Consider the following 24,453-nt stretch of genomic DNA (forward strand, 5'->3'; position numbering starts at 1 on the left):
GATCCTCCCCGGACGGGTGACCAGGCTCGTCCCCCTTGAGGAGCAATGTCCCGCAACACCCGCGTTCACCGCGCACTGGCACTGGCCGCCGCGCTGACGGTCACCGCCGCCGTCCCGGCCGTGGCCGGGCCCGCGGCGGCAGCCACGCCGCCCGCCGCCCCCTCCCCCTACATCGTCACCCTGACCGAGTCGCCTCTGGCCACCTACGACGGCGGCGTCACCGGCATCGCCCCCACCAAGGGCGGCAAGGGCAGGAAGGTGGACACCACCAGCCCCCACGCCAGGCGCTACCGCGACCGCCTGACCGCCCGGCAGGACGAGGTGGCCCGCAGCGTCGGCGCGTCCGCCACGGCCCACCACGTGGTGGCCTCCAACAGCTTCACCGCCGACCTCACCCCCGCCCAGGCCCTGCGCCTGCACGCCACCCGGGGCGTGCTCTCGGTCACCCCGGACGTCCTGCACAAGGCCCTGGACGACCGGAACTCCACCGACTTCCTGCGCCTGTCCGGCGACCGCGGCCTGTGGGCCGCCCTCGGCGGCACGGGCAAGGCGGGCAAGGGCGTGGTCGTCGGCGTCGTCGACACCGGCATCTGGCCGGAGAACCCGTCCTTCGCCGGCCCCGCCCTCGGCACCGAGCCGCCCGCCGGCGCCGACCCGTACCGCCCCTATCTCAAGGACGGGGCCACGGTCATGCAGAAGGCCGACGGCTCCACGTTCACCGGTCTCTGCCAGACCGGCGAGCGCTTCACCGCCGACCTGTGCAACGGCAAGCTGGTCAGCGCCCGCTACTTCGGCGAGCAGTGGCTGCGGCAGACCCCGCCGCAGCAGCGCGACGACTTCGCCTCGCCGCGCGACGCCCAGGGCCACGGCTCGCACACCGCCGGGACCGCGGCGGGCGACCACGGCGTCCCGGCCGCCGCGAACGGCATCGACTTCGGCACGGTCTCCGGCGTCGCGCCGGGCGCGGCGATCGCCGTCTACAAGGCGCTGTGGCAGGGCAAGGACGGCGGCACGACGGGCGGCTTCAGCTCCGACCTCATCGCGGCCATCGACCAGGCGGTGGCCGACGGCGTGGACGTGATCAACTACTCGATCGGCAGCGCGATGTCGGAGTCGTCCGCCGACGACCCGATCCAGCTCGCCTTCCTGGCCGCCGCCCAGGCCGGCGTCTTCGTCGCGACCGCCGGCGGCAACTCCGGCCCCGACGCCTCCACGCTGGACAACACCGCGCCCTGGACGACGACCGTCGCCGCCGGCACGATCGCGCCCCGCCGGGGCGAGGTCCGGCTCGGCGACGGCGCCGCCTACCGGGGCATCAGCACCTCGGTCGTCGCGCCGCTCGGCCCCGTGCCGCTGGCCACCGCCGTGTCGGTGAAGGCCGGCCAGGCGGCCGACGCCGACGCCGAGGTGTGCGCGGCCGGCTCGCTCGACCCGGCCAAGGCCGCCGGGAAGATCGTCTACTGCACGCGCGGGACGACGGCCCGCGTGGAGAAGTCGGCCGAGGTCAGGCGGGCCGGCGGCGTGGGCATGGTGCTGGGCAACCCGGCCCCCCAGTCCACCGACGCCGACCTGCACGCCGTGCCGACCGTGCACGTGGACGCGCCCGACGCCGGGAGGATCGCGGCGTACGCGGCCACGCCGGGCGCGACGGCCACCCTGCTCCCCGCCCCCTCCGACGGCGTGGCCTACCCCGAGGTGACCAGCTTCTCCTCGCGCGGCCCCGCCCTGTCCGCCAAGGGCGACCTGCTCAAGCCGGACGTCACCGCCCCCGGCGCGGCGATCCTGGCCGCCGTGGCGCCGCCCGGCAACGACGGCAAGGACTTCGACTTCTACTCCGGCACCTCGATGGCCACCCCGCACGTCGCCGGCCTGGCCGCCCTCTACCTCGGCCGGCATCCTCAGCTGTCGCCGATGGCGATCAAGTCGGCCATGATGACCACCGCCTACGACACCAGGACCCCGGACGTCTTCGCCCAGGGCGCCGGGCACGTGGACCCGTCCCGCATGTTCACCCCCGGTCTCGTCTACGACGCCGGGCCGAAGGACTGGTACGGGTTCCTGGAGGGCCTCGGCGTGGCCACCGGCACCGGCGTGGCGCCGCTGGCCGCCTCCGACCTGAACTACCCGACGATCGCGGTGGCCGAGCTGTTCGGCTCGCGCACGGTCACCCGCCGGGTGACGGCGCTCACGCCGGGCGCCTACCACGCCTCGATCGAGGTGCCCGGGTTCAGGGCGAAGGTCAAGCCGTCCACGCTGGTGTTCAAGGAGGCCGGCCAGACCAGGGAGTTCACCGTCACGCTGGAGACGCTGCCCGAGGCCACCGGCGAGACCGCCACCGGCCGGCTCACCTGGACCGGGGCGGGCCTCAGCGTGCGCAGCGCGATCGTGGCCACGCCGCTGAGCGCCAGGGCGCCCGCCGAGGTGCGCGGCGCGGGCGCGGCCGGCTCGCTCTCCTTCGAGGTGACGCCGGGGCTGAAGAAGTTCCAGGTCACCCCGTACGGGCCGGTCTCGGGGGCGGAGACGCCCGGCACGGTCGGCCAGGACGAGGTGTGGGGCCGCGAGATCCCGATCACGGTGCCCGAGGGCGCCAGGGCCGCCGCGTTCCGTATCAAGGCGGTGAACCCGGAGGCCCAGGTGGGCGGCCTGCTCGTCTACGAGGGCGCCGGCGGGCGCGAGTTCGAGACATGGCTGTCCAGCCCGGACGGCGACCACCGCGCCGTGCTGTCCCGCCCGCGGCCCGGCAGGTACACCCTGATCGTGCTCAGCCTCGGTGACCTGCCGGGGACGACGTCCACGGCGTTCACCACCCAGGCCGACATCGTGGAGGCGGGCCACGCGCGCGGCGCGCTCACCGTGACGCCGGCCCGCCCGAAGGTGACCGCCGGCACGCCGTTCACGCTGACCGCGTCCTGGACGGGCGCGACGCAGCGCGTCAACACCGGCTACGTCGAGTACCCCAACGGCGCCGGGACGATCGTCACGATCAACTAGCCGCCCGCCGCTCCGGCCGCCACTCCGGCCGCCACGGGAGAACCCGTCCGAACCGGACGAGTTCCCCGTAGTGGCCGGGGTCCACCGGGCCGAGGGCCAGGTCGAGCAGCGGGACGGCGGCCTGCTCCGGCGAAGGCGCGCCGCTGACGTCCCACCACAGGCCGGACGTCGGCGTGTTGATCATCCCTGGGCAGACGGCGGCCAGCAGGATCCCGCGGCGGGCGTCCTCCTCCCGCCGTTGTCCCGCCAGCGCCCGCACCGCGGCGACCTGCCAGACCTTGGACGGGATGTTGACGAAGCCCGGCCAGGACTGGGCGCGGGCGCTGCCGTCCTTGACCGCGTCGCGCCAGGCGGCCACCTGCGCGTCCACCTCCTCCAGGCTGGTCAGCCCGTCGAAGCGGTCGTGCAGGACGGGGGCCAGGTGGTGCAGCGTGCCTAGCGAGCTGCCGACCACCAGGAACCTGCCGCCGTCCCGGACCAGCGGGGCGAAGGCGCGCAGGAGCCGGGTGGTGCCGAAGTTGTTCACCTCGGTGTAGGCGTCGATGAGGGCGCGCATGTCGTCGTCCGGGCCGACGCGCATGACGGCGTTGCCGGCGACGACGTCCACGCCGCCGTGCCGCTCCCGCAGCAGGCCGGCGAGCTCGGCGGCGGCCCGCGGGTCGGCCACGTCGAGCAGTTCGCCGCGGACCCGGGCGCCGGTCGCCGGCATCGCCGCCGCGGCCTCGGCCACGCGGGCGGCGTCGCGCCCGGTGAGGTAGACGGTGTCGTCCGGCGTCATCCGGCGGGCCAGCCCTTCGACGAGGGCCAGCCCGAGCCCCTGCGTCGCGCCGGTCACCAGGGCGACCTTCGGGGTGGTGCTCATTGTCGCTCCTTCGGGAAGTGCTTGTGCGGGCCGGTGCGCGCTCCCGGCACCGGTCAGGTTAGGAGCGACCGGAGGCATTCGGGTAGCGAAAGTTCCTCAAGTCCGGTATGCGTGATCGTCATGGCCTTCACCGACGCGTCGCTCACCGCCCTGCGGGTCTTCCGGGAGGTCGCCGAGCGGGGCACGCTCACCGCGGCGGCCACCGCCCTCGGCTACACGCAGTCCGCCGTGTCCCGGCAGATCGCCGCGCTCGAACGCGCGGCCGGGGCCCGCCTGCTGGAGCGGCGGCACGACGGCGTGCGCCTGACCGCCGCCGGACGGCTCGTGCTGCGTCGCGCCGCGGCCGTCGTGGACGAGGTCGACGCCGCGGCCAGGGAGCTGGCCGGGCTGCCCGGCGAGCCGGCGACCGTCCGGTTCGGCTGGTTCGCCGCGGCGGGGGCCGCGCTGGTGCCCCGCGCGATGGCCGAGCTGCGCCGCACGCGTCCGTCCATCGCGGTCACCGGGCGGGAGGACGGCAGCTCGGCCCTGGTCCGCGCGTTGCGGGCCGGCACGCTGGACGTGGCCCTGCTCAGCTCGGCCCCGCCGTTCCGCGCCCCGGACGCCGAGACGCCGCCGCTGGAGATCGAGATCCTCACCGAGCGCGGCCTGCGGGTGGCCGTCCCCGCCGGGCACCCGCTGGCCCGGGGCGAGTACGTGGACGTCGCCGACCTGCACGGCCGTCCCTGGATCGCCAGCCCGGCCGCCCCGGCGGGCGAGAGCCCCACCCTGGGCGTGTGGCCGGGCCTGGACGAGCGGCCGGAGACGGTGTTCGTCGTCCGCGACTGGCTGGCCAAGCTCGCCCTGGTGGCGGCCGGCTGCGGGCTGACCACGGTGCCGGCGTCGATGGGCCCGGCCGTGCCGGAGGGCGTACGGGTGCTGCCGGTGCGGGGCGGGCCGCGCGAGCAGCGGCGGCTGCTGCTGGCCCGCCTTCCCGGCCCCGTCCCCGGGCCGGTCGCGGACCTGGCGGGCGCGCTGCGCGCCGCCGCCGTCGGCTCCTGAGGCGGCCACCGGTTATGGTGTGGCCTGTGATCCGTGCCGTGGTGGTTGATGTCGACGACACCCTGTGCCTCACCGAGGCCGCGTGCTTCGAGCTGGAGAACGAGGTCCTGGGGCGGCTCGGCCACGGGCCCATGTCCAGGGCGGTGCACGTGGCGACCTGGGGCCGGTCGCTGCACGAGGCCATGCCGCTGCGCTCGCCCGGCCTCGACCTGGCCGCCTACCTGCCCCTGCATCACGCCGTGCTGCGCGAGTACGTGGCGGCCGGGCTGGTCGACGTCGTCCCGGGGGAGAACCTGCGCGCGATCGACGAGCTCAACGCGGCCGGGCGCGCGGTCATGCTGCTGACCTCGCGCGACGAGGCCGAGATGGAGCACCTGATGGCGCCGGGCCACGCGCTCGACGGCCGGATCGCGGCCGTCTACCACGCCGGCAACACGCGCTTCGGCAAGCCCGACCCGCGCGCCTTCGACGAGCTGCTGGCCGCTACCGGCCTGGCCCCCGACGAGTGCCTCTACGTGGGTGACTCCCCCACCGACGCCGCGGCGGCCACCGGCGCGGGCCTGCGGTTCGTCGCCTGCATGCAGAGCGGGCTGCGCCGGCCCGGCGACTTCGCCCCGCACCCGGTCGACGCCTTCATCGACGCCTTCCCCGACCTGACCGGCACCGTCGCCCTGCTGGAAGAGGCCGCCCGCGGCCCGCTGACGACGGCCCTCGACTAGGAGCGTCCTGGACGCGCTCGACAGAATCCAAGACGGCAATAAACCCAAATAACCCGCTTTTAGGTTTCTGTCCGATATGTTCTGCGTGTAGTGATAATCACCCCCGGGGATGACAGAGCAAGAAAATCGCTACTCATTCACCATGAGTCCGATCGGGGGAGATATTTCCATGCAGACAACCAGGGCCCACCGGGTCATCGGAGGCGCCGTTCTCTCGGCCGCCGTATTCACCGCCGGAACGCCGGCGGCCGGCGCGTCGGTCGCCAACGTACCGTGCTCAGGGCCCGCGCTGGTGAACGCGATCGGCACCGCCGCACCGGGCGCCACGCTCTCTCTGACACCCGGCTGCACGTACGTCCTGAACGATTCGACGGGGCCGCTCCCGCCGATCGACACGCCCCTCACCATCCACGGGCAGAACAGCACGATCGTGCGGGACGCGGCAGCGAGCCCGTTCCGCCTGTTCACCGTCAACAGCAACTTCAACCTGGACCGGGTCAGGCTCATGGGCGGCGACGCGACGACCTCCCCGGGAGGATTCGGCGGCGCCGTCGCGGTCAACAGCGGAACCACGAACCTCGACAGGGTGCTCATCCAGAACAACACCGGCACCTTCTCCGGCGGCCTCGGCGGCGTCGGCGGAACTGTCGTCAACGTGACGAACAGCAATATCCAATACAACTCCGCGACCAGGAACGGCGGGGGCGCGGCGAATGACGGGAGAATGTCCTTCACCAACAGCGTCCTGAACAACAACCGCGCCGGAGAAAGAGGCGGAGCGATCGCGAGTGACGGAATCCTCACCATTATTCGCAGCACCATCAATGACAATGCGGCCGGCATTGTCGGCGGAGGCGTCGCGAACATCGGTCCCGGCACCGCGACGATCAGCCGTAGCGTGATCAACAACAACACGGCCGCCAACGCACCGGGCGGGATCGACAACGAGGGCGCCCCCGGCTCCGTGACGCTGACGGCCTCCGTCGTGCGGGGCAACGTCCCGACCAACTGCTCACCCACACCCGTCCCCGGCTGCGTCAACTAGGCCGAGCGGAAGACGGCGCCCGGGTCCGCACCTGGGCGCCCGTGACGGGACCTGCGCGCGGGTCAGCCGCGCCGCCGGATCCTCAGCACGTTGTCGACGCGGACGGCCGGCGTGCCGCCCGGGGCGGTCTGGGCGCGTTCGAACTCCTCGGCCCGCAGCACCTCCCACTCCCCCTCGGCCAGCTCCAGAGCGTCCAGCACCTGCTGCGGGGTGGGCAGCTCGACGCGGGCTTCGGGCTCCCACGGCGGGGGGCCGGCGTGCCCGAGCACCAGGAGCTGGCCGCCGGGCGCGACGGCCGCGGCGGCGGCGCGCAGGACCTTCTCGCGCGACAGCTCGGCGGGCGAGTGCAGGTAGCTCGCGGTGACCAGGTCGTACTCGCCCTCGGGGAAGGACTCGGCCAGGTCGTGGCGCTGCCAGTCGACGCGCTCGGCCACGCCCGCGTCCGCGGCATGGGCGGCGGCGCGGGCCAGGGCCACGCCGGAGATGTCGGCGGCGGTGACCCGCCAGCCGCGGCGGGCCAGCCACACGGCGTCGGCGCCCTCGCCGCAGCCCAGTTCCAGCGCGGTGCCCGGTGCCAGGTCCGCGACCTCCTCGACCAGGCGCACGTTGGGGTTGCCGCTCCAGATCCGTTCGGACTGCCCGTAGCGCTCGTCCCAGAACTGTTCGCCGGAGAGCGGCGCGCCGGCGGCGGCCGCCACCGCGCGGCGGGTCTCCTCCTCGATCAGGTCGGCGTTGATCGCCGCCGCCGCCCTGACCCCCGCCGCCGCGGCGCCGATGACGTTCTCGCCCAGGTTGGCCACGTTCCCGGCCACCCACACGCCGGGGACGCCGGTCGCGCCGGCCGGGTCGGCGGGCACGTGGACGCCCATGACGTGCCCGTTCATGAGCTGCTCGGCCGTCTCGACGCCGAGCCCGGCCAGCAGGGCGGAGCGGGCGGTGAAGCGCGGGGCGACCACGAAGGCCCGGCACGGGACGACGTCGCCGTTCTCCAGGGTGACGCCGGTGAGCGGGCCGGAGTCCGGCGACAGCCCGGCGACCCGCCCTTCGACGACGGTGACGCCGCGCGCGGCCAGCCTGGCCCGGTCCTCCTCGCCGAGCGGCGGGGCGGTGTGCGTGAAGAGCGTCACGTCGTCGCTCCACTGCCGCCACAGCAGCGCCTGGTGGGCGGCGATCGAGCCGGCGGCCAGCACGCCGATCGGCTGGTCGCGCACCTCCCATCCGTGGCAGTACGGGCAGTGCAGCACCTCCCGGCCCCATCGCTCGGCCACGCCGGGCAGGTCGGGCAGCTCGTCCACCAGGCCCGTGGTGACCAGCAGCCGGTCCGCCACGACCGCGGACCCGTCGGCCAGGCGCACGCGGAAACCGCCGGCGTCCAGGCGTTCGGCCGCCACGACGGAGCCGGTGACGAGCTCGCCGCCGTACCCGGTCACCTCGTCGCGGCCGGCGGCCAGCAGGTCGAGCGGCGGGGTGCCCTCCCGGCCCAGGTAGGTGTGCACGCCGTCGGCCGGGGCGTTGCGCGGCCGGCCCTCGTCGATCACCAGCACCCGGCGGCGGGCCCGGCCCAGGGTCAGGGCGCCGCTGAGCCCGGCGGCCCCGCCGCCGACGACCACCACGTCGTACCTGTCGTCCATCTTGTCGTCCACGCGTTCCTCCAGAGATGTGCTGATGGCACACTGTGCGTCCCGCGCGACGCGGTTGACAAATGTCGTTGCCGAAATGGCAAGCTGGGCCGCATGGACGAGACACCGGATCTCGACGAGGTCCTGCGGGCGGTGGGGCCGCGGCTGCGGGCGTTGCGGCAGCGGCGGGGTGTGACGCTGACCCAGCTCGCCGAGGCCACCGGCATCTCGGTCAGCACGCTGTCGCGGCTGGAGTCGGGCGGCCGCCGGCCCACGCTGGAGCTGCTGCTGTCGCTGGCGCGCGCCCACCAGGTGCCGCTGGACGAGCTGATCGACGTGCCGCCGACCGGCGATCCGCGGGTGCACCTGCGGCCGGTGTCGCGGTACGGCATGACGTACATCCCGCTGAGCCGGCGGCCCGGCGGGATCCAGGCGTACAAGCAGATCTATCCGCCGGGCTGGCCCCACGGCGAGTACGAGCAGCGGGCCCACGAGGGCTACGAGTGGCTCTACGTCCTGTCCGGGCGGCTGCGCCTGCTGCTCGGCGAGCACGACGTGGTGCTGACGGCGGGCGAGGTGGCCGAGTTCGACACCCGCGTGCCGCACGCGTTCGTCAATCCCGGCCCCGAGCCCACGGAGGTGCTCGCCCTGTTCGGGCGGCAGGGCGAGCGCATGCACGTGCGCGCCCGCCCCACCGCCGGATGAGCCGCCGCCCGGGAGGCGCCGGTCAGGAGGTGCCGAAGCCGTCCAGCTGCTCGCGCTCCTCGGAGGTGGCGAGCTCCTGGAAGACGGTGATGTGCAGGCCGCCGGGCGCGTCGAGGCGGGCGTTGAGCGACTGCCAGGGGGTGAGCGTGGGCGGGGCCACCTCGTCCGCGCCGGCCGACACCAGGCGGGCGGTGGTCGCACGGGAGTCGTCCACCTCGAAGGCGACCCGCAGCTTGGGCGCCACCTGCCGGCCCACCTCGACGTCGTCGATCATCTTCTTCTGGGCCGGGTTCGCGATCTCCAGGGTGGCCCGGCCCGCGTCGAGGATCGCCACGCGGGCGCCGTCGCCGGAGGAGTAGGCGGCCTCCTCGGGCAGGCCGAGCACGTCGCGGTAGAAGGTCAGCGCCGCCTCGTAGTCCTCCGCCTCGACGACCAGCCGGAGCTGTCGGACGGCCGGGGCGTCGGGGTGGTGGTTCATGGGTTCTCCTCATCGGATGCGGACGATCACCCCCGCCAACCCGCGCCGTGGCCGGTAAATTCCCCTTCCAGGCCCGTTCAGGCCGCGGTCAGGGCCTTGACCAGGTCGTCCAGGACGACGCCGGCGGCCAGCGGGGCGCCGCGGGTGCTCCAGACCGAGCCGTTCACCGGCACGACGTGTCCCGCCCTGACCGCTTTCAGCTCCTTGAAGGCGGGCGTCCGCCGCACCTCGTCGAGCGTCTTCTCGCCGTCGGCGGTCAGCGTGGAGACGAACAGCCATTCGCCGTCGATGTCCGACAGCGCCTCCAGGCTGAGCGGCATGGAGTGGGCGGTGCCGTCCTTGTCCTGGGCGGCGGGACGGGTCAGGCCGAGGTCGGTGGCGACGAATCCGGCGAACTGCCGCTTCTCCATCCAGCTCGGGCCCTGCGGGTTCCAGCGCACGATGCTCACCTCGGCCGGCTTGATCCTGGCCTTGGCCGCGGCGACGCGGGCGTCGTAGTCGGCCATGACCTTCCTGGCCGCGTCGAGCTTGTTGAGCGCGTTGCCGACGCCCATGAACGACAGCTTCCAGTCGTCGGCGGGGGCCATCGTGACCACGGTGGCCGGGGTGACCTTGCGGAGCTGGTCGAGCACCTGCTGGTCCTGGAGGTCGCCGGCGAGGATGAGGTCCGGACGGGCCTCGACGACCTTGTCGATGACCGGCTGCAGCAGGTTGCCCACGACAGGGATGCCCTTCACCTTGTCGGCCAGGTAGGCCGGCGGCGTGTCGATGCCCTGGCCGTTGGTGATGCCCACCGGGGTCACGCCGAGGGCCAGGACGGCGTCCAGGTCCTCCTGGGTGAGGGTGACCACGCGCTTGGGCTGGGCCGGGACCTTGATCAGGGTGCCGGTGGCGTCCTTGACCTCCCGGACGGCCGGCGCGGCGGCGGCGGCGGACGCGCCCGGCGCGGCGGGTGCGGAGGACGCGCCGCACGCCACGGCGGTCAGGACGGCGGCGGCGGCGACGAGCAGTCCGCCGAGCCTGCGGAGAGGGGCCATGCGAGCTCCCGGGCTAAGAAATTAGGTAAGCCTTACTCTTTTTAGGTTAGCCTTACCTTATGTTTACGCAAGTCCGGGCCTTCGGACTCGGCGCCGCCGCGCTGCTGGCCCTGTGCGCGGCGTCCATGCTCACCGGCGCGGGGCGGGTCACCCCCGGGCAGGTCCTCGACCACCTGCTCGGCGGCGGCGGGGACGGCCACCTGCGCATGGTGGTGGACACGCTGCGGCTGCCCCGGACGCTGGCCGCCCTCGTCGTCGGCGCCGCGCTCGGGGTCTCGGGCATGCTGCTGCAGTCGGTCACCCGCAACCCGCTGGCCGAGACCGGGCTGCTCGGCGTGAACGCGGGCGCCGCCCTCGGCGTCGTGACCGGGATCGTCACCGCCGGGGCGCAGACCGGCGGCGCGTACCTGGGATGGGCGCTCGGCGGCGCGCTGCCGGCCACCGGGGTCGTGCTCGCGATCGGGGCCCGGCTCTCGCCGCTGAAACTGGTGCTGGCCGGGGCCGCCCTGTCGGCCACGCTGACCGGGATCACCACGGCCGTGCTGGTGGCCGACCCGGTCACGTTCGACCAGTACCGGTTCTGGATCCTCGGCTCGCTGGCCGGGATCCCCATGGACCGGGTGCTGGCGATCGCGCCGGCGGTCGCGGCGGGGCTGGTCATGGCGGCGGTCGCGGCCCGGCCGCTGGCGGCGCTGGCGCTCGGCGACGACCTGGCCGTCGCGCTCGGGCACCGGCCGGGGCGCACGCGGCTGTGGGTGACGGTGGCGGTGACGCTGCTCAGCGCCTCGGCGGTCGCGGTGGCCGGTCCGATCGGCTTCCTCGGCCTGCTGGCCGGTTACCTGTCCAGGTCCCTCGGCGGGGAGCGGGCAGGGCCGCGGATCGTGCTGTCCGGGCTGGCCGGGGCGGTGGTGCTGCTGGGGGCCGACGTGCTGGCCCGGGTGGTCATGCGGCCGTACGAGGCGCCCGTGGCGTTGCTGGTCGCCGTGCTGGGTGCGCCGGTGCTGGTCGTGGTGGCCCGGTCGCGGGCGGTGGCCGCCGGGCCCGGTGACCTGGTCCCGTCCCGCGCGCCGCGGCGGCCCGCCCGCGGGGCCGCGCGGGCGGGTGGGCCTTCACCTTCCGACGCGCGCGTCGTGCGGGGGCGGGGCTGGTCGGTGCTGGTGCCCGTACGGTCGTCCGTGGCGGCGGCGGCGTTGCTGGCGGTCACCGCGGTGGCCGTCGTGGCGGCGGTGACGGCCGGGCAGGCGGGCATGACGGCCGGGCAGGCGCTGAGCGCCCTGGCGGGCGCGGGCGAGGGCGGGCACGTGCTGCTCGTCCAGGAGATCAGGCTGCCGCGGGTGGTGGCGGGGCTGGTGGCCGGGGCGGCGCTCGGGCTGTCCGGCTGCCTGACCCAGGCGCTGGCCCGCAACCGGCTGGCCACCCCCGACATGCTGGGCATCAACCAGGGCGCGGTCATCGCCATCATGGTCGCCGGGATGGCGTCCGCCTCGGGCACGCTGTTCGCCCACTGGTGGATCGGCCCCGTGGGCGCGCTGGCCGCCGCCGTGGCGGTGTTCGCCGTCTCGGGCGGCGTCGGCCGGCAGGGTTACCGGTTCATCGTGACGGGGCTGGCGCTGACCACGCTGGCCGGCGCGCTCACCCAGTCGCTGCTGGCCTGGCAGGGGCTCGGCTCGGCCACGGCCGTGCACTCCTGGAGCGTGGGCAGCCTGGCCGGGCGCGGCTACTCCGTCGCCCTGCCCGTGGCCGCCGGGCTGGCGGTGCTGGTCCCGGCCGCGCTCGCGCTGGCCCGCCGGGTGGCCGTGCTGCGCTTCGACGAGGACGTCAGCGCCGGACTCGGCGTCGATCCGGGCCGGACCAGGATCGCCCTGCTGGCGCTCGCCGTCGTGCTGGCCGGGCTGGCGGCGGGCGTGGCCGGGCCCGTCGCGTTCGTGGCCCTGGCCGCGCCCGTCGTCGCCGCCCGGCTGGCAGGACCGGCCCGGCTGCCCCTGGTCGGCGCGCCGCTCACCGGCGCGGCGCTGGTCGTGATCGCCGACACGGCCGGTCGCGTGGCCGCCGACGGCGCCGAGATCCCCGTGGGCGTCGTGACCAGCATCCTGGGCGGCCCCTTCCTGCTGTGGACCCTGCTGTCGGACCGGAGGCCCTGACATGACACCCGTTACCACCCCGATCGTCGAGCCCGCCGGCACGCCCGGCCGGTGCAAGGTGACGTTCCTCTGGCGGCCCAGGTCGCGCGGCGAGCAGGCGGTCGTGCTGATCAACACGATGACCGACCGCGACCGGCACGCGGGCGACATCAGCAGACATGTCATGACCCGCCGTCCGGGCAGCGACCTGCTGCACCTGACCTACGAGCTCGACGCCGACCTGCGCGCCGGCTACCAGATCCTGCCCTGCGACCGGCTGCCGGGCACCGACCGGGACTCCTGGCTCCAGGTCATGCGCACGGCCGTGCCTGATCCGGGCAACCCGCTCATCGTGCCCGGCCCGCCGGACCGGCGTCCCTCATCGCTGCTGGAGCTGCCGCAGGCGCCGCCGCAGCCGTACCGGGAGCGCCGGCCGGGCGTGCCGCGCGGCCGGGTCGGCCAGGCGCGGTCGGGCGGGCGGCGGGTGTGGGTCTACACGCCGCCCGGCCCGGCCGCCGGTCCCCTTCCCGTCGTGGTGCTGCTGGACGGCGAGGTGTGGGCCGGGCGCGTCGTGCCCACCCTGGACAACCTGGTGAACGAGGGCCGCCTCCCGCCGCTCGTCGTGCTGATGCCCGACTCGGTGGACCGGCCGGCCCGGCTGCGGGAGCTGGCCTGCCACGAGCCGTTCGTCCGCTACCTGGCCGACGACCTGCTGCCGTGGGCGGAGCGCACGTGGCGGGCGACCAGCGATCCGGGGCTGACCGTGATCGCGGGGCAGAGCCTCGGCGGGCTGACCGCCTCCTACGCCGCGCTCCTCGCGCCCGGACGGTTCGGCAACGTCCTGTCGCAGTCGGGGTCGTACTGGTGGCCCGACGAGGATCCGGAACGGCTGACCCGCCGGTACGCCGCCGTCCCGAGGCTGCCGGTGCGCTTCCACGTCGAGGCCGGCCGGCTGGAGTGGATGCTGCTGGAGGAGAACCGCCGCTTCGCCGGCACCCTCGCCGCCCAGGGGTACGAGGTGAGCTACACCGAGTACAACGGCGGCCACGACCCGGCCTGCTGGCTCGGCGGCCTGGCCGACGGCCTCACCAACCTCGCGGCGGGCTGGCTGTGAACGTCAGGGACGCGATCCGCCGCCGTGCCGAGGCCCGCGCCCCCGAGCTGGTCGCGCTCAGCCACCGGATCCACGCCCACCCCGAGACCGCGTTCGAGGAGCACCGGGCGGCCGCCTGGACCGCGGGCCTGCTCGAAGCGGGCGGCTTCGCGGTGACGGCGGGCGCGGGCGGCCTGCCGACGGCGTTCTCCGCCTCCCGCGGCAGCGGCCCGCTGACCGTGGCCTTCTGCGCCGAGTACGACGCGCTGCCCGGCCTCGGCCACGCCTGCGGCCACAACGTGATCGCCGCCGCCTCGACCGGCGCGGGCCTGGCGCTGGCCCCGTTCGCCGACGAGCTGGGGCTGACCGTGAAGGTCGTCGGCACCCCGGCCGAGGAACGCGGCGGCGGCAAGGCGCTGCTGCTGGAGGCGGGGGTGTTCGACGGCGTGGACGCCGCCATGATGGTGCATCCCGGGCCGTTCGAGACCGTCCGGTTCCGCTCGTTCGCGCTCGGCACCCTGGACGCCGAGTACACCGGACGGGCCGCGCACGCGACCCTCGCCCCGCACGAGGGCCGCAACGCGGCCGACGCGGTGACGCTGGCCCAGGTGGCGATCGGCCTGCTGCGCCAGCAGCTCCCGCGCGACCTGCGCGTGCACGGCGTGGTCACCTCGGCGGGCGAGGCCCCCAACGTCATCCCGGCCAGGTCCACGGCCTCCTACGAGATCAGGGCCGCCGCCGCGCGGGACCTGGCGGAGCTGCGGGCGCGGGTGGAGTCCTGCTTCCGCGGCGCGGCGACGGCGACCGGCTGCGAGCTGCGGCTGACCCGGCCGGAGCCCGACTACCTGGACTTCCGCGACGACGCCGCGCTGGCCGGTCTGTACGCGGCCAACGCCGCCGCGCTGGGCCGTCCGGCGCCGGTGGAGCGTGAGCCGTTCGCGGTGACGGACATGGGGAACGTGTCGCACGTCGTGCCGGCCGTCCATCCCATGCTGGACATCGGGGCGGACGGGGCCGCGCCGCACGAGCCGGGGTTCGCGGCCGCGGCGGCGGCCCCGGCGGCCGACCGCGCGCTGGTGCAGGCGGCCGTCCTGCTCGCACTGACAACCGCCGACCTGGCACTCACCCGGTAGCCCCGGACCGCGGCCGGCTTGGGCTCAGCTGGTGGGGCCGGCCTTCCGTGCGGTGACCGCGGCGGGCCGGAGCAGCGCCGCGGTGCCGCAGGCGGCCAGCAGGAACGCCGCCGCGGCCAGCAGTGCGGCGCGGTACCCGGCCAGGGCCGCGGCCGCGGCGCACACGCCGACGCCGAGCCCGCCGCCGAGCATGCGCAGCGACTGGAACAGGGTCATGGCCCGGCCCATCACCTGCGGCCCGACCGTCGTGAACGCCGACACCTGCACCGCCGTCACGGCCTGCCCGAGCACCAGGCCCACGGCGAACATGACGGCCCGCAGCGTCCAGGGGCCCGGCTCGGCCAGCGCGAGGAACGCGAACAGCGCCGCGCCGCCGAGCAGCCCGGCCGCCACCACCCGCCGCTCGCCCCAGCGGGCGCAGGCGCGGTCCACCAGGAACCCGGCGGCCATGAGCCCCAGCGCCTCCGGGAAGACGACGAGACCGGCGTCGGTGGCCGTGGCCGCCAGCGCGTCCTGGTACATCAGGGGGAAGGCGAACAGCATGCCGAGCAGCCCCGCGGCCGACAGCGTGGCGGTGGCCGCGCCGCGCAGGAAACCGCGGTCGGCCAGCAAACCGAGGTCCAGCAGCGGCAGCTCGGTGCGGCGCGCCGACCTGGCCAGCGCCCACACCAGGGCGGCACCGGCGGGCAGCGCCGCCCAGGCGAGCGGCGACAGGCCGGCGGCGGCCTCGTTCAGCCCGTACATCAGCAGGCCGGACCCGGCGCCGGCCAGCAGCAGGCCGCGCACGTCCAGCCGCCCGCCGCCCGTCCCGCCGCCCGTGCCCCCGCCCGTGCCGGGGGCGGGCCGCGGCGCGGCGGCACCGGCGAGCAGGGCCGCCGCGCCGAGCGGCAGGTTGACCAGGAACGCCCAGCGCCACGAGAGCGTGTCGGCCAGCAGGCCGCCGAGCACCGGGCCGAGCGCGGGTGCGAGCGCGGTCGGCACCACGATGTGCCGGGACAGCCGCATGCGCTCCTCGGGGGCGTAGGCGGCGAACAACATGGCCATCCCGGCGGGCGTCAGCACGCCGCCCGCCGCGCCCTGCAGCACCCGGAAGCACACCAGCGACCCCAGGTCCCACGACAGCGCGCACAGCCCGGAGGCCGCCGTGAACGCGGCGAGCGCGGCCAGGAAGACGCGGGACGCGCCGTACCGGTCGCACAGCCAGCCGGCGACCGGCATGGCGATCGCGAGGCTGGCCAGGAACGCCGACTCCACGGCGTTCGCCGCGGCGGGCGGCACGCCCAGGTCGGCCGCGACGGCGAACAGCGCCGGGTTGACGATCGTCGCGTCCAGGCCGCTCACGCACATCGCCGTGACGTAGGCGGCCAGTACGCGGCCCCTCACCGGCGCAGGCTGCGGGGGCGCAGGTCGGTCCAGGACGCCTGGACGTAGGCCAGGCAGGCGGCCCGGCCGTCCGGCCCGAAGCGCACCGACCAGCCGTCGGGGACGGCGGCGAAGGAGGGCCACAGGGAGTGCTGGTCCTCGTCGTTGGCCAGGACGAGGAACTGCCCGTCCGGGTCGTCGAAGGGGTTCACGGGGTGTTCTCCTGGGTCGCGGGGGCGGCGCCACGGGGGCCGGGGCCGCCGGGTCGGTCAATTCCGTCGAGATGGTCGAGGTGGTCGAGGCGGGCGGCGACGATCGCGGCGATCTCGGCGATCGGGCCCGGCTGTGTCATGTCCTTGTGCCTGCAGGCCACGTCGTGCGTCTCGATCGTGCCGCCGACGTGCGGGCGCCAGGCGTCCGCGGTCAGGGTGTCGTCCACCGTGTCGACGGTGGCGCGGAAGAACAGCACGTCGCCGTCGAAGCGGCGGGTGTCGAGGGCGCGGACGAGGCGGTTGGTGTTGAGGTAGAGATCCTTCAGCTCGGCCAGCGTCCCGGCCGGCAGCCCGGCCAGGGGGCTGGACTCGCGGCGCAGGATCTCCGCCACCCGCTCCAGCGTGAGGGCGGCGTCGGGGGCGAAGCCGGCCATCGTGAGCAGCGCCTCCAGCGCCTCGGCCTCGTCGGACGGCGGCAGGTCGCGCATGCCCTCGGCGGGGTAGGCGTCCAGGACGGCCAGCAGCGCGACCTCCTGCCCGGCCAGCCGGAGCTGCACGGCCATCTCCTGCGCGATGATCCCGCCGGTGGACCAGCCCAGCAGGTGGTAGGGGCCGCGCGGGCGCACCAGCCTGAGCTGGGCCACGTAGTCGGCGGCCAGGCGGCGCAGCGAGGTGGGCAGGTGGTCGCGGCGGGCCTGCAGCCCGTAGATCGGACGGTCCCGGACGTGCCGGATGAGGCCGCCGTAGCACCAGCTCAGCCCGCCCGCCGGGTGCACGCAGAACAGCGGCGGCCGGGAGCCGGACTCGCGCAGCGGCAGCAGCGTCCGCAGCGGGTCGGTGCGCGCGCCGCCCTGCGCCAGGACGGTGAGGGCGGCGGCGGTCGGCGCCTCGAACAGCGCGCCGACGGACACCTCGGCGCCGAACACCTCCTTGACCCTGGCCACCAGCCGGACCGCGAGCAGCGAGTGGCCGCCGAGGTCGAAGAAGCCGTCGTCCACGCCGACCCGGGGAAGGCCGAGCACCTCGGCGAACAGCGCGCACATCGCCTCCTCGCGCGGCCCGTCCGGCAGCCGGCCGCCTCCGGTAGGGGCCTCGGGGGCGGGCAGGGCGGCGCGGTCGAGCTTGCCGTTCACGGTGAGCGGCAGCTCGGGCACCCGGACGACGGCGGCCGGCACCATATAGCCGGGCAGCACCCGCGCCACGAACGCCCGCACCTCCCCAACGTCGGCGTCCGTGGCGGAGGCGAGCCCGGCTGAGGCGCCCCTGGCTGAGGCGGGCCCCTCAGAGGCGAGCCCGGCTGGAGCGACCCCGCCGGAGGCGAGCCCCTCGGAGGCGGTTCCGGCGGAGGCGAGCCCCTCGAAGGCGGTTCCGGCGGGTGGGACCACGTAGGCGGTGAGGCGCTGGTCGCCGGGGCGGTCCTCGCGGACGATCACGGCGGCCTGGGCGACCGACGGGTGCCGCAGCAGGGCCGCCTCGACCTCGCCCGGCTCGATGCGGAAGCCGCGCACCTTGACCTGCTGGTCGGCGCGGCCCGCGTAGTCGAGCGTGCCGTCGGCGCGCCATCTGGCCAGGTCGCCGGAGCGGTACATGCGGGTGCCGGGCCGTCCGAAGGGGTCGGCGACGAACCGTTCGGCGGTCAGGCCGGGCCGGCCGAGGTAGCCGCGGGCGAGGCCGTCCCCGGCGACGTACAGCTCGCCGACCACACCGGGAGGCACCGGCCGCAGGCGGTCGTCCAGGACGTAGACCCGCAGGTCGGGGATGCCGCGCCCGATGGGGCTGCCGTGCTGCTCGCCGGGCGGCAGCACGTGATGGGTGACGTGCACGGTCGTCTCGGTGATGCCGTACATGTTGACCAGGCGCGGCAGGTCCGGGCGGCGGGCCCGCCAGGGGGCGAGGCGGGCGGGCTCCAGCGCCTCGCCGCCGAAGATCACGTACCGCAGGGCCAGGTCGCGCCCGTCGTCGGCGGCGATGAGCTGGTAGAACGCCGACGGCGTCTGGTTGAGCACGGTGACGCGCTCGCGTTCCAGCAGGGCGAGCAGGTCGCCCGGGGACCGGCTGGTCTCGTACGGCACCACGACCAGGCGGCCGCCGTACAACAGGGCACCCCACAGCTCCCACACCGAGAAGTCGAAGGCGTAGGAGTGGAACAGCGTCCACACGTCGCCGGGGCCGAACCCGAACCACGCGTCGGTGGCCGACAGCAGCCGGACGACGTTGTGGTGGGTGACGACCACGCCCTTGGGCCGCCCGGTGGAGCCGGAGGTGTAGATGACGTACGCGGCGTCGCCCGGACGCAGGTCGCGCTCCGGGTCGTGGTCCAGCCAGTCGCCGAGGTCGCCCAGCCAGGACGCGTCCACGACGCACACCGGCCCGGCGTCGGCGATCATGTGGTCCGTCCTGGCGGCCGGGTGGGACGGGTCGAGCGGCAGGTAGGCCGCGCCCGTCTTGACCACCGCGAGCAGCGCCGCCACCAGGTCGGGCGAGCGGGGCAGCGACAGCGCGACGACGGCGCCGGGCCGGGCGCCGTGGGCGACGAGCTTGTGCGCCAGCCGGTTGGCGCGCGCGTTCAGCTCGGCGTACGTCCAGGTGTCCACGGCGACGGCGTCCGGGGTGCGGCGGGCCTGGGCCTCGAACAGGCCGGGCAGGGTGCCGCCGGGCTCGCTGACCAGGTCGCCGTTCCACTCCTCGACCAGGGTGCGGCGTTCGGCGGCGTCGAGCAGGTCGTACCCGCCGAGCGGCCGGTCCGGATCGGCCACGGCCTGTTCCAGCAGGCGGGTCAGCCGGCCGGCGAGGGCGCGGGCGGTGGCCCGGTCGAGCAGGTCGCGGTTGTACTCCAGGAACCCGGCGCCGGACGGGCCGACGTTCAGGGTGAGGTCGAACTTCGCCGTCCCGGTGTGGACGACCTCGACGCCGGGCGGTTCGGCGGCGTCCTGGTGGACGAGCATGACCTGGAACAGCGGGTGCCGGTCGCGCGACCTGGGCGGGTTGAGCGCCTCGACGAGCCGGTCGAAGGGCAGCTCTGCGTGGTCGAACGCGGTCAGGTCGGCGGCCTTGACCCGGTCCAGCAGCTCGGCGAACGACGGGTCGCCCGAGGTGTCGGCGCGCAGCACGAGGGTGTTGACGTAGAAGCCGACGCTGCCGTCCAGGGCGCTGTGGCCGCGGCCGGCGACGGGCGTGCCGATCGGGATGTCGGTGCCCGCGCCGAGCCGGGTGAGCAGGGCGGCCAGGGCGGCGTGCAGCACCATGAAGACGCTGGCGCGGGCACGGCGGGCCAGCGCCTCGACCTCGGCCATGAGGGCGGGCCGGAACGCCACCGGGACCGTGCCGCCCGCGCCCCCCAGCACGGCGGGCCGTGGCCGGTCGAAGGGCAGGTCGAGCCGGTCCGGCAGGCCGGCCAGCGTGGCCCGCCAGTGTTCCAGCCCGGTCAGGGGCAGGTCGCGCTGCCACAGGGTGTAGTCGGCGTACTGGACGGGCGGCGGCCCGAACGCCGGCGCCTGTCCGCTCCGGCGGGCCTCGTAGGCCGCTCTCAGGTCCGCGACCAGCGGCCCCGCCGACCAGCCGTCGCCCGCGATGTGGTGCAGGACGAGCATCAGCACGTGCTCGTCGCGGCCGACCCGCAGCAGGTGGGCGCGGAAGGGCGGCTCGGCGGCCAGGTCGAAGCCGCGGCGGGCGATCCGGCGCATGGCCGCGGCGGGCTCGTCCGGCTGCCAGACGGGCATCGGGACGCTGTACCGGTCCAGGACGCGCTGGCAGGGGACGCCGTCGCGTTCGGGGAAGACCGTGCGCAGGATCTCGTGCCGGGCCACGACGTCGTCGAGCGCGGCCCGCAGCGCGGCGCGGTCCACGTCGCCGCCGAGCCGCAGCGCCAGCGGGATGTTGTACGTCGGGTTGGGCCCCTCCATCCGGTACAGGAACCACAGCCTGGCCTGCGCGGACGACAGCGGCACCGGGTCGGGCCGCATCGCCGCCGGCCCGGTCCGCGGGGACGGGACCAGGGGCGGCCGGGGGGCGGCGGTGACGCCGAGCCGGGCCGCGAGCCCGGCCGGGGTGGGGGCGTCGAACACGGCCCTGATCGGCACGGCGGCACCGAAGGTCTCCCTGATCCGCACGGTGAGGCGGGCGGCCAGCAGCGAGTGGCCGCCCAGGTCGAAGAAGCCGTCCTCGGGGCCCGCCGCCGGGAGGTTCAGCACCTCGGCGAACAGGGCGCACATGGTCTCCTCGGCGGCGTTCGCGGGCCCGCGGCCGGTGGCGGCCCTGGCCTCGGGGGCGGGGAGCGCGGCGCGGTCGAGCTTGCCGTTGGGCGTTCGGGGCAGCGCCTCCAGGGTGACGACCTGGGCGGGCGTCATCCCAGCGGGCAGCCGAGCGGCCGCGAACCGCAGCAGCTCCACCCCCGTCGAGAGGCCCACGCCCCTCGGAAGGTCCACGCCCGTCGGGAGGTCCGCGCCGGGCGGGCCGGGTGGGCCGGGGACGACGGGTGGGCCGGGGACGACGGGTGGGCCGGGGACGACGTAGGCGATCAGGCGGTCGGCGTGGGCGGCGACCGCGGCCGCGGCCACCGACGGGTGCTCCTCCAGCACCGCCTCGACCTCGGCCGGCTCGATCCGCACGCCGCGCACCTTTACCTGGTCGTCGGCCCGGCCCAGCAGCTCCAGCCGTCCGGGTGCGGCCCAGCGGGCGCGGTCGCCCGTCCGGTACAGCCGCGACCCGCCGGGACCGGCGACGAACCGCTCGGCCGTCAGGTCGGGACGCCCGAGGTAGCCCCGGGCCAGCCCCTCCCCCGCCAGGTACAGCTCGCCGGCGGCGCCCGGCGGCGCCGGTTGCAGCGCGTCGTCGAGCACGTGCGCCGACGAGCCCGCGGTGGGCCCTTCCGAGCCGTCGCCGAGCCAGGTGTAGGCGTCCACGGTGGCCTCGGTGGGGCCGTAGTGGTTGACGGCGAACGTGCGCTCGCGCAGCGTCCGCCACAGCGGGCCGGGCACGGCCTCGCCGCCGACCACGACGACGCGCGGCGGCTCGGCCAGCAGGCCGGGCAGCTCCTTCAGGTGGGAGGGGGTCAGGTCCAGGTAGTCGACGCCGTGCTCGCGGACGTAGGCGGTCAGGGCCTCGGGGTCGCGGTAGCGGTCGTCGCCGAGCAGGTGCAGCTCGTGGCCGCCGATCATCCACAGCAGCGGGTCCAGCGAGGCGTCGAACGAGAACGACGCGGTGTGCGCGACGCGCAGCCGCCCGCCGTCCGGGAACAGGCGCTCGCGGTGGGAGTCCAGGAGTGCGGCAAGCCCGCCGTGGGTGCCCACGACGCCCTTGGGCCGGCCGGTGGAGCCGGAGGTGTAGATGACGTACGCGGCGTCGCCCGGCCCGGGGAGGGGCAGCGGATCCGGCGTGCCGGGCGCTTCCCCCACCCAGCCGGGCGCGTCCCCCGCGCAGCCGGGGGTGAGCACGGCGGACGGGGCGGCGTCGGCCAGCATGAGGGCGCGGCGCTCCGCCGGGTAGGAGGGATCCACCGGCAGGAAGGCCGCGCCGCTGCGCAGCACCGCCAGCAGCGCCACCACCAGCTCGGCCGAGCGCGGCAGGACGACGGCCACGACCCGCTCCGGGCCCGCGCCGCCGGCGGCCAGCCGCCGGGCCAGCCGGTCCACCCGCGCGCCCAGCTCCTCGTAGGTAAGCCTGTCGCCGCCGCACACCAGGGCCGTCTCGGCGGGCGTCAGCCGGACCCGTTCCAGGAAGGCATCCACCACGGTCCGCCCGCCGGTCCAGCCATCGGTCCGCCCGTCAGTCCGCCCATCAGTCCGGCCGTCGGTCCGAAGGGTGACGCGGCCGGTGGCGCGGCCGGTCGGCGGCACGGCCTCGGGGGGAAGGGCCGCGCGGTCCTCTGCGGTGAGGAGGGGGAGGCGGCCGAGCGGGGTGTCCGGGGAGGCGCCGGTCAGGGTGGTGAGGAAGCCGGCCAGGCGCCGGGTGTGGGCGGCCAGGGCGGCTGGGTCGTAGCGGGCGGCGTTGCCGTCGAGTTCCAGGGTGAGGCGGTCGCCGTCGGGCAGGAGGGCCACGGCCAGGTCGTCCACCGGCCCGGCGGCCAGGTTGGTGACGGCGCCGGTCGCGTTGCCGAACTTCGTCTCTGCCGGGAACGGCTTGATGTTGAGCAACGGGCCGAACAGGGCCCGCGACGTCCCGCCGAGGCCCAGGTCGCGGCGCAGGTCCTCGATGCGGTAGCGGCCGTGGCGGCGGGCCTCGGCGATCCGGCGGGCGGCCTGCCCGACCAGGTCGCCGACCGTGCGGCCGGGCCGTACGTCGAGCCGGACCGGCAGCACGTTGACCGTCAGGCACGGCACGCGGGCGGCGGCCCCGGTGCGGTTCATCAGCGGCAGCCCGACCAGCACGTCGGTGCCGCCGGTGAGCCGTCCCACGTAGCAGGCCAGGCCGGCGGCGGCGACGTCGGCCCAGGTGGCGCGGGCGGCACGGGCCAGGGCGTCCCATCGGGGCAGGGGCGGCAGGGCGGCGCGGCGCCGTACGACCTCGCGGGCCGACAAGGCGGGCGTCCCGGCGAGCCCGGCGGGCTCGGGGGCCGACAAGGCGAGCCCCGCGGGCTCGGGGGCGCCGGCCAGCCGATCCAGCCAGTACGCCCGGTCCCCGGCCAGCCGTTCCGAGGCCAGGTACGCCTCCTCCTCGGCCAGCAGCGCCGCCATCGGCCCGAACGGCCCCGCCCCCGGCGCCAGCCCGTCGGCCAGCGCCGTGTAGATGTCGGCGGTCCGGCCGACCAGCATCGACAGGGCGTAGGCGTCGATGAGGATGTGGTGGGCCCGCAGGTACCAGACGTGGTGGTCGCCGGCCAGGCGCAGCAGCGCGTGCCGCGACAGGGGGCCGGTGACGACGTCCACGGGAGCGGCCAGGTCGGCCCGCATCCAGGCGTCGGCCGCGCCCTCCGGGTCGGGCTCGCCGCGCAGGTCCAGCACGGTCAGGCAGCCGCGCAGCGAGTCGTGGTCGGGCAGGTACTGGGCCGGTTCGGCGGTGAAGCGCAGGCGCAGCGGCTCGGCCTCGGCCAGGCAGCGTCCCAGCGCCCGCGCGAAGAGGGCGGGGTCGAGCGGGCCGCGCAGGTCGATGCGGTCCGCGGCGTTGTAGACGGGGTTGGCGGGGTCCAGGCGCTGGGCGAGCCAGATCCCGGCCTGGGCGCCCGTGAGCGGCATGGTCTGCACGGTCACGTGAGCAGCTCCGCCCAGGCCGCGATGGTGGGCCGGTCCACGAGGTCGGGGAAGCCGATGTCGCGGCCCTCCCGCTTCCACGCCTCGATGAGCGTCATCACCCTGATGGAGTCCAGGCCGGCGTCCAGCAGGTCGTCGTGCGGGCCGAGGTCGGCGGGCTCGACGTACAGCAGGCCGGCGATCTGGGCGCGCAGGCGCTCCTCGGCCTCAGACACCGGCCACCGCCCCGGACAGGGCGCGGCTGACGCGGGTGGTCGTGGTGGTGACGGCGCACCGCTCGGCGGCGTAGGTGAGGGCCATCTCGTGGTGCCGCCGGGAGAAGTCGGCGACGGCGTCGGCGACCACGAACGCCTGCACGTCCCGCATGAACGCCTCGCAGGCGGTCATCAGCACGCCGATGTGGGCGTACACGCCGCAGATGACGAGCTGGTCGCGGCCCTGCCCGGCCATCAGCTCGGCGAGCCCGGTGCGCTGGTAGGCGCTGTAGCGCCACTTGGTGAGCAGCACGTCGCCGTCGCCGGGCGTCAGCTCGTCGGCGATCGCGGCCTCGCGCGGGTCGGCGCCGATGCCGGTGCCCCAGAAGTCCAGCAGCAGGCCGCGCTGCTCGGCGCTCTGGGCGCCGGGCTGGGCGGAGTAGACGACGGGCACGCCGAGCTCGGCGCACCGCTCGCGCAGCGCCAGCACGTTGGCCATCAGCTCGACCATCGGCGAGCGGCCGGCGGTGAAGGCACGCAGGAAGTAGTTCTGCATGTCGTGCACGAGCAGCACGGCCCGGCGCGGGTCGGGCCGCCAGTCCACCCGGTCGGCCGGGAGCTCGGACGGCATGGCGTACGGTTCGATCCTGGGGATCGGCAT

17 protein-coding genes are annotated in these 24,453 nt (G+C 75.7%); 8 read left to right on the forward strand and 9 right to left on the reverse strand.

The window, feature by feature from the left end; translation table 11 throughout:
- The first annotated feature begins 45 nt into the window (after nucleotides 1-45).
- Nucleotides 46-2,991 (forward strand): S8 family serine peptidase, encoded by a 2,946-nt coding sequence (locus tag AB0J46_RS22725; protein WP_364335067.1) that lies wholly within the window; start codon nucleotides 46-48, stop codon nucleotides 2,989-2,991.
- On the opposite strand, the gene AB0J46_RS22730 is transcribed toward AB0J46_RS22725, so the two are convergent.
- Complete coding sequence (locus AB0J46_RS22730; RefSeq protein WP_364335070.1) at nucleotides 2,984-3,853, reverse strand: SDR family NAD(P)-dependent oxidoreductase; 870 nt, start codon at nucleotides 3,851-3,853, stop codon at nucleotides 2,984-2,986. The two genes, AB0J46_RS22725 and AB0J46_RS22730, sit on opposite strands and share 8 nt — an antisense overlap.
- Before the next feature lie 120 nt (nucleotides 3,854-3,973).
- Between AB0J46_RS22730 and AB0J46_RS22735 the strand changes: the two genes are divergently transcribed.
- The 3 genes from AB0J46_RS22735 (at nucleotide 3,974) to AB0J46_RS22745 (ending at nucleotide 6,655) form a co-directional block, all read left to right on the forward strand.
- Nucleotides 3,974-4,891 (forward strand): LysR family transcriptional regulator, encoded by a 918-nt coding sequence (locus tag AB0J46_RS22735; protein ID WP_364335457.1) that lies wholly within the window; start codon nucleotides 3,974-3,976, stop codon nucleotides 4,889-4,891.
- A gap of 26 nt (nucleotides 4,892-4,917) precedes the next feature.
- Nucleotides 4,918-5,610: an HAD-IA family hydrolase gene (locus AB0J46_RS22740; protein WP_364335072.1), complete on the forward strand. Its 693-nt coding sequence runs from the start codon at nucleotides 4,918-4,920 to the stop codon at nucleotides 5,608-5,610.
- Between the two features lie 169 nt (nucleotides 5,611-5,779).
- Nucleotides 5,780-6,655 (forward strand): hypothetical protein, encoded by an 876-nt coding sequence (locus AB0J46_RS22745; RefSeq protein WP_364335074.1) that lies wholly within the window; start codon nucleotides 5,780-5,782, stop codon nucleotides 6,653-6,655.
- Nucleotides 6,656-6,717: 62 nt separating this feature from the next.
- On the opposite strand, the gene AB0J46_RS22750 is transcribed toward AB0J46_RS22745, so the two are convergent.
- Nucleotides 6,718-8,298 carry an FAD-dependent oxidoreductase gene (locus tag AB0J46_RS22750; RefSeq protein ID WP_364335076.1) on the reverse strand — a complete coding sequence of 527 codons (1,581 nt, stop codon included), beginning with the start codon at nucleotides 8,296-8,298 and terminating at the stop codon, nucleotides 6,718-6,720.
- Nucleotides 8,299-8,388: 90 nt separating this feature from the next.
- On the opposite strand from AB0J46_RS22750, the gene AB0J46_RS22755 reads away from it, so the two are divergent.
- The gene (locus AB0J46_RS22755) at nucleotides 8,389-8,979 is read left to right on the forward strand and encodes a helix-turn-helix domain-containing protein (RefSeq protein WP_364335078.1); all 591 of its coding nucleotides are present in this window, start codon (nucleotides 8,389-8,391) and stop codon (nucleotides 8,977-8,979) included.
- 22 nt (nucleotides 8,980-9,001) lie between these two features.
- Here AB0J46_RS22755 and AB0J46_RS22760 read toward each other — a convergent pair whose 3' ends face one another.
- The gene (locus tag AB0J46_RS22760; RefSeq protein ID WP_364335080.1) at nucleotides 9,002-9,457 is read right to left on the reverse strand and encodes a VOC family protein; all 456 of its coding nucleotides are present in this window, start codon (nucleotides 9,455-9,457) and stop codon (nucleotides 9,002-9,004) included.
- 77 nt (nucleotides 9,458-9,534) lie between these two features.
- Nucleotides 9,535-10,494 (reverse strand): iron-siderophore ABC transporter substrate-binding protein, encoded by a 960-nt coding sequence (locus AB0J46_RS22765; protein WP_364335082.1) that lies wholly within the window; start codon nucleotides 10,492-10,494, stop codon nucleotides 9,535-9,537.
- A 59-nt stretch (nucleotides 10,495-10,553) separates the two neighbouring features.
- Between AB0J46_RS22765 and AB0J46_RS22770 the strand changes: the two genes are divergently transcribed.
- The 3 genes from AB0J46_RS22770 to AB0J46_RS22780 are packed head-to-tail and all read left to right on the forward strand — an operon-like array spanning nucleotide 10,554 to nucleotide 14,840.
- The gene (locus AB0J46_RS22770; protein ID WP_364335084.1) at nucleotides 10,554-12,635 is read left to right on the forward strand and encodes an iron chelate uptake ABC transporter family permease subunit; all 2,082 of its coding nucleotides are present in this window, start codon (nucleotides 10,554-10,556) and stop codon (nucleotides 12,633-12,635) included.
- A 1-nt stretch (nucleotide 12,636) separates the two neighbouring features.
- Entirely contained in the window at nucleotides 12,637-13,728 is a 1,092-nt protein-coding gene (gene fes, locus AB0J46_RS22775) for an enterochelin esterase (RefSeq protein WP_364335086.1), read from the forward strand.
- Complete coding sequence (locus AB0J46_RS22780) at nucleotides 13,725-14,840, forward strand: M20 family metallopeptidase (protein ID WP_364335088.1); 1,116 nt, start codon at nucleotides 13,725-13,727, stop codon at nucleotides 14,838-14,840. Before fes ends, AB0J46_RS22780 begins: the two co-directional genes overlap by 4 nt.
- A 24-nt stretch (nucleotides 14,841-14,864) precedes the next feature.
- Here AB0J46_RS22780 and AB0J46_RS22785 read toward each other — a convergent pair whose 3' ends face one another.
- The 5 genes from AB0J46_RS22785 to AB0J46_RS22805 are packed head-to-tail and all read right to left on the reverse strand — an operon-like array spanning nucleotide 14,865 to nucleotide 24,453.
- Nucleotides 14,865-16,223 carry an MFS transporter gene (locus AB0J46_RS22785; RefSeq protein ID WP_364335090.1) on the reverse strand — a complete coding sequence of 453 codons (1,359 nt, stop codon included), beginning with the start codon at nucleotides 16,221-16,223 and terminating at the stop codon, nucleotides 14,865-14,867.
- The gene (locus tag AB0J46_RS22790) at nucleotides 16,220-16,414 is read right to left on the reverse strand and encodes an MbtH family protein (protein ID WP_358297748.1); all 195 of its coding nucleotides are present in this window, start codon (nucleotides 16,412-16,414) and stop codon (nucleotides 16,220-16,222) included. The genes AB0J46_RS22785 and AB0J46_RS22790 overlap by 4 nt, the downstream gene beginning before the upstream one ends.
- Nucleotides 16,411-23,598, reverse strand: coding sequence for an amino acid adenylation domain-containing protein (locus AB0J46_RS22795; RefSeq protein ID WP_364335092.1), 7,188 nt, complete (start codon nucleotides 23,596-23,598; stop codon nucleotides 16,411-16,413). Before AB0J46_RS22795 ends, AB0J46_RS22790 begins: the two co-directional genes overlap by 4 nt.
- Nucleotides 23,595-23,813, reverse strand: coding sequence for a phosphopantetheine-binding protein (locus tag AB0J46_RS22800; protein WP_364335094.1), 219 nt, complete (start codon nucleotides 23,811-23,813; stop codon nucleotides 23,595-23,597). The genes AB0J46_RS22795 and AB0J46_RS22800 overlap by 4 nt, the downstream gene beginning before the upstream one ends.
- On the reverse strand, nucleotides 23,806-24,453 hold the full coding sequence (locus AB0J46_RS22805; RefSeq protein WP_364335096.1) for an isochorismatase family protein: 648 nt from the start codon (nucleotides 24,451-24,453) through the stop codon (nucleotides 23,806-23,808). The genes AB0J46_RS22800 and AB0J46_RS22805 overlap by 8 nt, the downstream gene beginning before the upstream one ends.

Source organism: Nonomuraea sp. NPDC049758 (genome assembly GCF_040674635.1).
Classification (GTDB): domain Bacteria; phylum Actinomycetota; class Actinomycetes; order Streptosporangiales; family Streptosporangiaceae; genus Nonomuraea.

What these genes read in the sequence shown, in the direction of transcription:
- AB0J46_RS22725 (WP_364335067.1), top strand. Translation starts at nt 46, where the DNA reads ATGTCCCGCAACACCCGCGTTCACCGCGCACTGGCACTGGCCGCCGCG.
- AB0J46_RS22730 (WP_364335070.1), bottom strand. Translation starts at nt 3,853, where the DNA reads ATGAGCACCACCCCGAAGGTCGCCCTGGTGACCGGCGCGACGCAGGGG.
- AB0J46_RS22735 (WP_364335457.1), top strand. Translation starts at nt 3,974, where the DNA reads ATGGCCTTCACCGACGCGTCGCTCACCGCCCTGCGGGTCTTCCGGGAG.
- AB0J46_RS22745 (WP_364335074.1), top strand. Translation starts at nt 5,780, where the DNA reads ATGCAGACAACCAGGGCCCACCGGGTCATCGGAGGCGCCGTTCTCTCG.
- AB0J46_RS22755 (WP_364335078.1), top strand. Translation starts at nt 8,389, where the DNA reads ATGGACGAGACACCGGATCTCGACGAGGTCCTGCGGGCGGTGGGGCCG.
- AB0J46_RS22760 (WP_364335080.1), bottom strand. Translation starts at nt 9,457, where the DNA reads ATGAACCACCACCCCGACGCCCCGGCCGTCCGACAGCTCCGGCTGGTC.
- AB0J46_RS22765 (WP_364335082.1), bottom strand. Translation starts at nt 10,494, where the DNA reads ATGGCCCCTCTCCGCAGGCTCGGCGGACTGCTCGTCGCCGCCGCCGCC.
- AB0J46_RS22770 (WP_364335084.1), top strand. Translation starts at nt 10,554, where the DNA reads ATGTTTACGCAAGTCCGGGCCTTCGGACTCGGCGCCGCCGCGCTGCTG.
- fes (WP_364335086.1), top strand. Translation starts at nt 12,637, where the DNA reads ATGACACCCGTTACCACCCCGATCGTCGAGCCCGCCGGCACGCCCGGC.
- AB0J46_RS22805 (WP_364335096.1), bottom strand. Translation starts at nt 24,453, where the DNA reads ATGCCGATCCCCAGGATCGAACCGTACGCCATGCCGTCCGAGCTCCCG.